Source organism: Nostoc sp. UHCC 0252 (genome assembly GCF_034931145.1).
GTDB lineage: Bacteria > Cyanobacteriota > Cyanobacteriia > Cyanobacteriales > Nostocaceae > Nostoc.
In genome coordinates this window covers 1-2666 of sequence record NZ_JAYGHE010000174.1, presented here as the reverse complement: position 1 = coordinate 2666, position 2666 = coordinate 1, and the positions used below count along the sequence as shown (strand labels likewise).

The 2666-nt window shown below is 40.4% G+C and carries 8 protein-coding genes; all 8 read right to left on the bottom strand.

The genetic code is table 11. From position 1 onward, the window contains the following. Positions 1-249, bottom strand: a 249-nt coding sequence (locus VB732_RS35795) for a hypothetical protein (RefSeq protein WP_323235533.1), incomplete at its 3' end; no start/stop codon positions are given. Beyond that, entirely contained in the window at positions 246-608 is a 363-nt protein-coding gene (locus VB732_RS35790) for a hypothetical protein (RefSeq protein ID WP_323235532.1), read from the bottom strand. The genes VB732_RS35790 and VB732_RS35795, both read right to left, overlap by 4 nt. Positions 609-610: 2 nt before the next feature. Next, positions 611-772 (bottom strand): hypothetical protein, encoded by a 162-nt coding sequence (locus tag VB732_RS35785; RefSeq protein ID WP_190937372.1) that lies wholly within the window; start codon positions 770-772, stop codon positions 611-613. Between the two features lie 230 nt (positions 773-1002). Further along, positions 1003-1215 (bottom strand): hypothetical protein, encoded by a 213-nt coding sequence (locus tag VB732_RS35780; RefSeq protein WP_322698365.1) that lies wholly within the window; start codon positions 1213-1215, stop codon positions 1003-1005. Positions 1216-1230: 15 nt separating this feature from the next. Beyond that, positions 1231-1575, bottom strand: coding sequence for a hypothetical protein (locus tag VB732_RS35775; RefSeq protein ID WP_323235531.1), 345 nt, complete (start codon positions 1573-1575; stop codon positions 1231-1233). Continuing rightward, a complete protein-coding gene (locus tag VB732_RS35770) occupies positions 1572-1769 on the bottom strand; it encodes a hypothetical protein (RefSeq protein WP_292753872.1) in 198 nt (65 codons plus the stop codon). The genes VB732_RS35775 and VB732_RS35770 overlap by 4 nt, the downstream gene beginning before the upstream one ends. 113 nt (positions 1770-1882) lie before the next feature. Then, the gene (locus tag VB732_RS35765) at positions 1883-2152 is read right to left on the bottom strand and encodes a hypothetical protein (protein ID WP_323235530.1); all 270 of its coding nucleotides are present in this window, start codon (positions 2150-2152) and stop codon (positions 1883-1885) included. A 71-nt stretch (positions 2153-2223) separates the two neighbouring features. Further along, on the bottom strand, positions 2224-2666 hold a 443-nt coding region (locus VB732_RS35760; RefSeq protein WP_323235529.1), incomplete at its 5' end, for a polymerase.

Genomic DNA, 2666 nt, shown 5'->3' with positions numbered 1-2666 from the left:
CACTGAACGCAAGTACTGCCGACAAGCTGCTTCTCCCCGACAGATCAGAATCCGCAGCGCCTGTATTTCCTGCATTGGAGAAATACAAATTTCAGCAATGGCTGCAATCAGATTTTGTTGCTTCTGCATATAATCTTGATGCTGCTGCTCCAACTCTTGAATCTTGGAGTTTAGCTGTTGTATCTGCCGTAATGCTTGCGTCAGGGACGATTCTTTATTTTGAGAGCGATTATCTAAGGTTAACGTCATGTTATTGCTCCTTCTTTAGATAGTTGAAAGCCTTGCCAATCGGGGCATTTCGCGCCCTCAATGCCTTCGGGATGAACAGAACAAATTAAAGGGGAGCCGTTGTAAGAGATCCCGTGATAGTATTTGCAACCTATACAACTGGTGGGTCTATTTAAAGGTCGAGGTCGGCGCAACATAACTTGGTCAATTTCATTTTGACCAGTAATTCGGTCAACCATGAATGCTGTGATCCCAGTCCCGGCTATTGCTCCACTAATAACGTACATGATATTTCTGCCGAGATATTGAGTGCCGAAATATCCACAAATAATTGTTGCTACTGCTGCACTAATACAAGAGAGAAAAACTGGTCGTTTCATATTTATTGCTGTTTTTTGGGTGGTTCGTGCTTAGATAACAGAGCGGCAAAATCATAAATCGTTACTGTTGGTTTTGGTTCCGGTTTTGGTTCCGGCTCCGATTTTGACTCTATTACCAGTTCTGGGCTACCCAAACCGACTGCATTTTTAATTTCCTGCTCCATATTTAGGTTCTCCTTGTTGATTAATTTGCTCCACCTGATCAATTGCATCCACTATTTCTCCTAAAATATTGAACGCATCATTTAGCACCACATTTTTTGATGTAGAGAAATACTGCGAAGACTAAATGTTGCGATAATCTCGGCTACTGCCAACAAGCCGCAATGTATGTTGACAGCCTTGTAAGATAGTCCGAATCTCTGATGTAGTTAACTTGATTTCCATTAGTGTTTTAACCTTGAAAAACTGAATCGATTTCGCCGTTATCAATAGCATTTTTGGCGTGACGAACAGCTTGGGTATGATTATCAAATGTTTGAGTCGTAGGAGTAGCCCAAGTTGTTTTTAGCAGTTCTGTTTTTCCCACATGAACATCTACAGCACCATCTGATAATTCCGTCGTCTCGATTTTGTAGCCGCCATGTTTAGTTTTGTACTCTTTCATTGCCCGTTTCTTTCCCTAAAATTTGTCCCGTTGAATACTGAGGCTTGCTCCGACTAAAGAACTGCCCAAGAATGCAGAAAAACTGACCAACATAGCTCCAAGACTTCTGTTTTTCTGGTACTCCCAACCAGAGATGATTATGTTGGAATTAGTATTAGTCTCAATAATCTCCAGGCCCCAACACCCTATTGCCCCTACTCCTGAAAACCCAGTTAAGAGCAGAGAGACAATTGCAGTTGTTTCTATCGTGCGGTCTATGAATACTTTGGGGTTAAATCTTTTTCGAGTCCGACGAAGAACTAATTTATTACGAGTGTTTGAAGGCAAAGATGATTGATGAGTTACTTTATGGGTTTTCATTTCGCTTCGTCCAACTCCACAAAAAATCCTGCACCTGTATTTGTCACTTTTACCAGATTGCGATTAACTAACGTTTGAATCACCCCTAGACTAAAATTTATAGTGCATAATCGAGCGCTGCCACCGCAACGGCGGAGGTACTGAAGGCATAACTGGGAATGGTCTTTTGGGACTGGGTTAGCTTTTTTAGGCATAATGTCTTTCCTGTTGTGGTTTGTAGGAAGCAAAGCGCTGGGTGAAAAAAATAGCCAAGCAGTATTAATGCTTGACTAAAGTGTTTTTGAATTTAAAAGGTGAATTTCAGTTATTAGAAACTATTCAGTTCGTCAAATTGATTTGTTGCAGAGTGCTTGTACATTTTGGCTTTATTCATTTGATGTGTGGAAGCTTTAATTACTGGGATTGCAGCTTCCTTAACAGAATCTTTTGCTTGTTGAAATAGAAATTGTGTTGTCCCTTGTGCATCTTCTTCTGCTGGGTCAATTTGTCCCCATAAGGAGCAACTTAACTCTAAAGATTCGTAGTCGCCTAAATTGAACTTACGCGTGTAAGTTACAGCAATAGTCTTGATTTCCATAATTTACCCAAACAATTTTTCAAAATGAAATGTAGCTATTTAGCATCTCTTACAAAGTGACGCTTCTCAAATTACAAATGTCGCCAGAAGTTCTTACTGATAGTCTTAAGACTGACAACTGCCGTTTCTGCTGTTGCTTCAGGGGCATGACCAACAGCCACCGCAGCAGCAATTGGTGCAGGTGTCGCCAATAGAGAATTGAGTAATCCCATTTGATAATCGACATCTTCTACTGAGCGATATACCCTGTATGGTTCGATTTGCATACCTAAAGGTGTTGGGACAATCTTCAGATATTGATTTAGAGCATTGATATAAGCAACTGAAAAATTTCTCTGCTCTACATAAGGACGAATAATCTCTAGTAATTCAATCGCTCTTTTGATTTCAGAAACTTCACAATTACTGTCGATTTGTGACTGACTTCTTCTGTAGCCTTTCATCATCTTTTCGGCTACCAGATTGTTGAATTTGCTAACGGCTCTTTGATGATTGGCTAATGTGTGGATTTTCG